7 protein-coding genes are annotated in these 7,141 nt (G+C 37.5%); 1 reads left to right on the forward strand and 6 read right to left on the reverse strand.

Translation table 11 applies throughout. The features are described 5' to 3' along the window. The 3 genes from M0L20_RS29990 to M0L20_RS30000 form a co-directional block, all read right to left on the reverse strand. Nucleotides 1–466 (reverse strand): AAA family ATPase (locus M0L20_RS29990; protein WP_248481018.1); only part of this gene is annotated, 466 nt, incomplete at its 3' end. 957 nt (nucleotides 467–1,423) lie between these two features. After that, complete coding sequence (locus M0L20_RS29995; RefSeq protein WP_248481019.1) at nucleotides 1,424–2,311, reverse strand: DUF5712 family protein; 888 nt, start codon at nucleotides 2,309–2,311, stop codon at nucleotides 1,424–1,426. 21 nt (nucleotides 2,312–2,332) lie between these two features. Next, nucleotides 2,333–2,974, reverse strand: coding sequence for a BfmA/BtgA family mobilization protein (locus M0L20_RS30000; RefSeq protein ID WP_248481020.1), 642 nt, complete (start codon nucleotides 2,972–2,974; stop codon nucleotides 2,333–2,335). 657 nt (nucleotides 2,975–3,631) lie between these two features. Here M0L20_RS30000 and M0L20_RS30005 point away from each other — a divergent pair. Next, nucleotides 3,632–4,555, forward strand: coding sequence for a replication initiation protein (locus M0L20_RS30005; RefSeq protein WP_248481021.1), 924 nt, complete (start codon nucleotides 3,632–3,634; stop codon nucleotides 4,553–4,555). Nucleotides 4,556–4,565: 10 nt separating this feature from the next. On the opposite strand, the gene M0L20_RS30010 is transcribed toward M0L20_RS30005, so the two are convergent. From M0L20_RS30010 to M0L20_RS30020, 3 genes are all read right to left on the reverse strand, one after another. Further along, on the reverse strand, nucleotides 4,566–5,363 hold the full coding sequence (locus M0L20_RS30010; RefSeq protein ID WP_248481022.1) for a hypothetical protein: 798 nt from the start codon (nucleotides 5,361–5,363) through the stop codon (nucleotides 4,566–4,568). Nucleotides 5,364–5,575: 212 nt separating this feature from the next. After that, nucleotides 5,576–6,133 carry a DUF4276 family protein gene (locus tag M0L20_RS30015; protein ID WP_248481023.1) on the reverse strand — a complete coding sequence of 186 codons (558 nt, stop codon included), beginning with the start codon at nucleotides 6,131–6,133 and terminating at the stop codon, nucleotides 5,576–5,578. Then, nucleotides 6,126–7,141: AAA family ATPase (locus M0L20_RS30020; protein WP_248481024.1), on the reverse strand; the 1,016-nt coding region annotated here is incomplete at its 5' end. The genes M0L20_RS30020 and M0L20_RS30015, both read right to left, overlap by 8 nt.

A 7,141-nucleotide genomic window follows, 5' to 3' on the forward strand; every position in this document is an offset into this window, starting at 1 on the left:
TATTGCATTTATCGATATCTTTTGGAAACACTTCAATATCTAAATCCCATTTAATAGGTTCTGTTATTTTATCTGGATTATCTAGAAATTCTGAGCTATCCCTAATTTTTAATTCTTGTCTTGAATAAAACACGTTATCTTTTTCAAAAGATATATTTATTTCAAAACTATACTCATATACGACATATGTTTTTAATTTAGTCTGAAATGATCCATATATCTTACATGTAATTTTATCCAAATATTTGTCTCTATCCGTTTTGTGGAATATGGATCCAGCACCGCCCACATAACTAATCGCATTTCCCACTTGGTTGTTGACTATATTAGACAAGAACTCAAAAAATAGGATAATATTAGTTTTTCCAGATCCATTAGGACCGACGAGAATATTTAATCCTTTATGTAGGTGCAACTCAAATTCACGTAATGATTTGAAGCCATCTACTTCTATCTTAGTTATCATATTATTGATCTATAAAGCTTGAATGTGACATCACTTTACTGCATGCAATATTGAAGAGGTCAAATGTATAAGTTTACTTTCTCTTTTAACAAATTCTTGTTTTCAGGATGTGGCAACAATTGACGAAGCGTAATCTTGTTTTTGTCCCTTAACAAAGAAATCGTTGTATAACTGTTTATAAGAGACATTACCAGATTAGCATATAGTTGTTTAGTACTATTCATAACGTAATCATATAGCTATAATCATGTTAACTTCTCATAATCAGACAGTTAACTAAAAACGCTTATTTTACATTATATATTATTTGCCCCTTACCAAATTTTATTTCGAAAAAATTGATATTTGTTAAATAAATTCTGAATCGTAAGGTAGTCACAAAATTTTTTTTCACAAAACAAAGATGGCGGCTTGCGTTTTCGCGCAAAACCGCCATCTTTGTTTTGTGAACAATAGTTTGCCCCGTTTCAAAGGTAAGACCATTGAACGGGTAGTTGGTTTGGTGGTCCAACTATTGACCGCCGGTGCGACTTTCATCTATGCTTTGGCCGAGCTTCTGAAAGTCATTTTACACCAGTAAACCGCCAAAAGACCCTCGTATCCGCGAGGGTTTTTTTGTGATTAGTTAATAATACAAAGTAATAGAATCAAAACTCAAAAAGCTAATCAGATATCATCTTTTCCCAATCGCTCTTAGGTTTATTTTTTACAATTTTGTGTAGTGATTAATCTTAATATAATCACATAACATAAGATACATTATACAACACCCCTCAAAATAGTACAAAAAACAGTGGGGCGAAAAGGGTAGTTTTGCTGAATAGCTTTGGCTTACATTTAACCCAAAAAGCAATGGACGTAATCGCACTCCTGGATTTCCTGTTGGCTGCCCTGACGGTGAAGCGAACATGGCGTACTAATCCCTTCAGTAGAAACGCAAAAACACAACAAGACGGTTTATCCCATTCCTAAGCTCATCCCTTTCTTGGGCTTTTGTTCTTGCTGGATAATCTGTTGCTGCTGTTGGGCCAATTCTTGCTTCTTGGCCTGCTCAGCCTGTAACCGCAGTTGCTCAACTTGACGCAAAGCCGCTTCGAGCTGCTGCTGCCGGGCCTGTTCAGCCGCCCGCAGTTCCAGCGTCATATTTACTCGCTCCTGGGTCGTGCCGTTGCTCATGGTGTTTTGATACCGGAAGGTTTCTTCCAACTCCCGACGGTAGCCCAGTTGGGTATCAAAGGTCGCCTCACTGCGTTCTTTGAACTCGACCCGGTTGAACTGGCCGAACTTCTGGCCGTGGGCCTCGCTCTTGCCACTTCCTCGATGGTTGGTCATCGGACTTAGTAACCTTTGGTTATGGCTGTCCTTACGGCTCACAATAATCTGCACGTGCATCTGGTGGCCTGCTTTGGCTTCTCCACGCTGGTTTATTCCCTGCTTCACTTCCGGATCGGTCCACTTGTAGCCCCGATTATACTCGACTTTGCCGTACCACTTCACATCGTCAGGGCCCAACCCCCTCTGAAAGTTGGCTGCGTACTCGGCCATCACACGACGAGTGTAGTCTTTGAGCTTCTGGGGGTCGTTGCCAATGTGCTGTAGTTCTTTCTGGGAGGGGCTGATGTTGACCAGGTAGAACTTGGCTTCACTCTGTTTGAGCTTGGCTGTGTTGCTGTCAATGTCTTGGCGTACCTCGTAAGGGCGTAGATCGTCACGACTCTGATTGAACCACAATTCGGCCTTGTGTTCAGGCTTTAGGTTGTTTTCTTTCTCTAGGTACTCCACCAGTTGACCACAGCTGCCAGTATTGCTGCCGCTACTGCTAGCGGTAATGTTGATGTGAGGCATAGTTGGAAAGGGGATAAACGATTACAGATTGTCTATTTGATTGCGGATGTGCTCTTGCAAATCCTTCACGGCTCGACCATTGGTTAGGGCATTCAGGGCCTCTCGTTGCTGAATGTAGGTATCTAACAGAGCACGAAACTTGGCTTTTAAGACGTTTTTTCCTTCGCGATGTGCTTTTCCCTCACTTTGATGAGTTCGTGCCTCTGAGAGCAGTTTTTGAAGCTCTGCAGCCATATCCTGTTGATGCTTGTACAGTTTGTCTTGCTGGTCGGCCAAGGTTTGGCCTTCTTTTTGGCGCTCTCCCTGGCTTTTGAGATAAAAGCCGTGGATGTAGCGTTGCTCGTCGAAGTGGAAAAAGGCTGAAAACTGATCCAGCAAACCACTCAACTGACGTTGTAACTGGCGTTGGTCGGCCATCAGGGGCGTCAAGGCTTCTTTTTCCTGAGTCTTGATGAAGGAAATGATCCGATTGATGCCCTGACCCAGCTCTTTCTTGAGCAATTCGTCGTTGAGATCGCCCGGATCTTTCTGGGATTTGTAAAAATAGTCCACCATTTGACCGAACAGCTCTTGCTTAGAGCGACCTAGCTTTTCACTTAACTTGCTGAATTTCAAATCAGTATCACCACCGAAGCGAACCGACTTATTCGCAATCTTGTCCATATATAAGCGTTAGAATATACTAATGTAGGCTTCTAAACGCTAAATAAGAGCTTTTTTAAAAGAAAATATACTTTTTGCTTATTCTATAATTAAAATATTTATTCATAACATATTGATTATCAATACGGTGACCTCGTAGAGCAAGCAAGAATTATCGCGTAGCGTAATTCCCGCTTGCTCTTTAATAAGACCGCTTCGCGCTTTGTTTTCGCCATTCGGTCGCTCTGTTTTTTTGATCACTTTGCTGCTTTTTTGTTCTATTCCCCTTTCTAACTCTTTTTTCAGTTGATAATTAGCTCTCTAAAACGTACCTGTCAAATCACTTCCTAGTAAGCCGACCCCCACACGCGCACATACGCGATCACGCGCGAGACAAGTGTTTGTGTATTTCAAATATCTCTTGTTAATCTCTTGAAAGATAAAAATAAGACCTATAACTATCTATTAATCATGTAGTTATAGTGTGGATAACTTTAATAAACACACGTTTGGTCGGTAATAAACACACGTTTGGTCGGTGAAACTGACTTAATAAACACACGTTTGGTCGGTGAAACTGACTTAATAAACACACGTTTGGTCGGTAATAAACATACATTTAATAAAACCTGTCTGTTTTTAACGTATGTTTTTATATTTGCCTAAAAATCAATCGAAATGAGTAAATCAGTCGAAATTTGGCAAGATAATGTTCTCACTGTGGCTCGGTATGAAATGACTGAAACAGAAAAAAACATTTTGTACATGGTGGTCGCGCAAGTACGTAAAGAAGACTCTCCCATGAAAATGTATCAAGTTTCAGTCAAAGAAATGGCTGCTCTAACTGGTTCAGACGAATTAAACTTTGAGGCCTATAAAAGAGCTACTGAAAAGCTTGTAGGAAGAGTGTTTCAAACTGTTTTACCTAGCGGAAACCTCTTGCAAGCCAGCTTCTTTGCATCAGCAGAGTATAAAACGGGTACTGGCATTATTGAGCTTGAGCTATCGCAAAAAGTAAGACCTTTTTATGTTGACTTAAATCAACGGTTTACTAAGATTCAGCTAGTTGCTGCTATCTCGCTCAATTCGGCCTACGCTAAGCGAGTATATGAACTCTTGTGCATGTATAAGAATATGCAGAACAAGACGTTCAAACGTGATTTGATAGAGTTGAAAAATATGCTTGGAATTATTGATCCGAAGACGGGCAAAGACATCTATCCAGATTGGACCAAATTTCAGATGAGAGTATTAGACGTAGCCACAAGAGAGATTAACGGTCACACAGACGTCACCTTTACTTACAAACCTATATACGGAGATCGGCCAGGACGGGGGCGCAAACCAGTCATCGAAGTGGAATTTGAAGTGTTCTATCAAGCCAAGCCTGATCCGATTCAGACATCGTCTTTACACGAACGGCTAGTAAAACAATTCAGACTAAGAGTTGATCAGGCCAACCAAATACTATCTACACATTCGGTAGAAATCATAAATCGACAGCTATATGATATTCAATCAAAAGTGGTTGATGGTAAAGTAAAGAACTTAGGTAGTTACACAGCAAAAATATTTGGATTGGAAACCAAGAAAGAAAAATAACAATTAAAACTTATTCGAACGGTGAGATTACAATATGACCATCGTAGTGAACTTTACATCTTTTATCCCAAGGCGTTTTTTCCCCTTCTTTTAATAGAAAGCCGTCCCATAAATTACTAAGTACGACTCGTCTAGTATGGCCTGTACTAGTCATTGTTGTAATGATTTTTCCAACTGAAAATTCTCTATCCATAACTACGTCTGTCCCTTGAGTTAATATAACCTCCTTTCCATCCTCCATTTTGTAAACTTGAGTGGCCCAGTCGTAAGTCAACATAGGTTTATTTTCTCGTAACACTATTCGTTGAAACCATTCTTTGTTGTTCGACGTGAAACGTAGATTAAAGTGTTTTTCTAACTTACTTACAGTCTTGATTCCTCCAACAAACTTCCTTTCTTCTGAAATTACATTATAAGGACCAAAATTATTAGATGATGTTTCAACATAACCATCAAAATCTGCGATAGTTGATTCTATAGAAAAGCAAGCATAATCTGTATTTACTATTGATAATTCTAAGTTACTAAGAGCATATTTTCCGCAATGCTTTATAGTAATTTCTGCTTTATTAGAATTCTCTGACATTAATAATTCAGCATAGCAAAAAGAGTTGTTTGCTGATAAATAGTCATTTGTTAAATCTATTTTATTTTCAACACCCTGTGTTTTGCTAAGTACTTCTTTTTTATCAAGGTCGTCGTTATTCTCTTGCATTTTGGTCACTATATAGTTACCTACGAGAGCGATAAATCCAAAAATCATTGCAACTATTGCAGGAGTTAACATACCTTTCTTATTATTAGCCATTCAATTTATGTTCCTCTTGCTATTCACCTATTTTGACAAAACATGTTTCACTGAATAACATTTTATTCTGCTTAGGTGAATACGTAGCAGTATATAAGCACAAACAAATCAATAACGAAAGTTTACCACAAAAGACACCTTCTATACTATAGAATAAATGTTAAGAGTCTAGATCTACAACAAATCCTTAGCAGGCAACAAATCAAATTAATTTACGCTCGATCAAAAGCTAAATAGCCACAGGGTATGCCATCTATATTATTGATGAAGTACCTAAAACTAGCGGAGCGCTGGTACATAAAAACTTGTCTAGCAGACCTAAATAACTGTACACCATCAGTAGTTTTATTATAACTTCCTTTGATATTTTTTATTATTCCTGCACCGTGAATTCCATCGGTGTCCTCTGGAACATTTTCTAAACTTCCTGTTAGTTCTTCCCAATCTGCAACTATCCAATTTTCAATCATTCTATCTGCAACACCTATTCTAATATCTTGGTCCGTTATTCCTTCATTTACTAAGGCTTGACGAAGCTGTTGCGCCATATCTTCGAAAGATATTTCTCGCTTTTCTTTATCAACAAGAAGAATTATTGGATAGTATCTATTACCCAATAATCTTATCAAAGAAGAAACTTTTTTAGCTATAGCAATAATCGTAACATCCTTACCATTTAAATCTGTTCGCTTAACTGGTCTACCTGGACATATTTCTTGAATTATTTTTAACTCAGTAAAACCGTCTACAATGAAAGCAGGATTATTCATCAACTAAAGCGTTTGAAAAGTAAAAATGACCTAGTCCAAAACCTGAATTAGAGATTTCCTCTTTAATAGCTAATATATTAGAAATCCTTCTTGCTTTAGTTTTCCCCTCAACTAAATCTACTATTATTATCTCTTCGGGGTAAGCATGATTTAGTATAGATTCACTATGTGTTGTCATAAGAACCAATGAATCTGCTTTTTTTTCTTGTAAGTGATCTCTCATAATAGAAGTAATCTCAGCCTGCATCCAAGGATGGAGGAAATTCTCAGGTTCTTCTATAGAAAATATAGTTTTGGAAGTCAATATCGCAGTTATTAATGCTAGCCATTTGACTGTCCCATCAGACATCGATGATAATGGCAAGACAGCTTTATATCCTCCCGAATCAACAGTTATTTGTACTCTAAGCTTATTATTAAATGGATCATTATCTACGTCTAGTGAAGTTATAGTAGCGTTTGCTGCTTTTAAGTATGAAATTATTTTGATAAGAGTGCCAGGATCATAAGTTCTCAAATTGTCTTCAAACATGTACCAGAATTTAGTATTATTATCAACTATTGTTGATCTACTTTTTTTCATCGCATACAGTGTCGTAGCTAAACCAGATCCATCTTTCTTTATTCCAGGTGGAGTAGCTGAATCTTCTAATTCTCGTACTTTACCAGGTACTATGTTGAAAGTTTCTCCTCCTTTTAAATCTGATTCTATTTGAAAAGAATAATTACCCATAACAGGATAAATTGATCGAGCTATAGATTGATACAAAGGGTTTTGAGCTAAAATAAACTCTTTGATTTCTTTATTGAAATCGCTTTCTTTTAAAGATTCAAATGAACTAATTTTACTCTTAATTTTCTTTCTATCAAATTTCTTAATCTCTATATTGCATTTATCGATATCTTTTGGAAACACTTCAATATCTAAATCCCATTTAATAGGTTCTGTTATTTTATCTGGATTATCTAGAAATTCTGAGCTATCCCTAATTTTTAATTCTTGTCTTG

Origin of the sequence: Spirosoma liriopis (assembly GCF_023196085.1) — a bacterium.
GTDB lineage: Bacteria > Bacteroidota > Bacteroidia > Cytophagales > Spirosomataceae > Spirosoma > Spirosoma oryzicola.

Bases quoted from the DNA above. Each gene is read 5' to 3' on its own strand.
- M0L20_RS30005 (WP_248481021.1), top strand. From the start codon at position 3,632: ATGAGTAAATCAGTCGAAATTTGGCAAGATAATGTTCTCACTGTGGCT.
- M0L20_RS30010 (WP_248481022.1), bottom strand. From the start codon at position 5,363: ATGGCTAATAATAAGAAAGGTATGTTAACTCCTGCAATAGTTGCAATG.
- M0L20_RS29995 (WP_248481019.1), bottom strand. From the start codon at position 2,311: ATGCCTCACATCAACATTACCGCTAGCAGTAGCGGCAGCAATACTGGC.
- M0L20_RS30000 (WP_248481020.1), bottom strand. From the start codon at position 2,974: ATGGACAAGATTGCGAATAAGTCGGTTCGCTTCGGTGGTGATACTGAT.
- M0L20_RS30015 (WP_248481023.1), bottom strand. From the start codon at position 6,133: ATGAATAATCCTGCTTTCATTGTAGACGGTTTTACTGAGTTAAAAATA.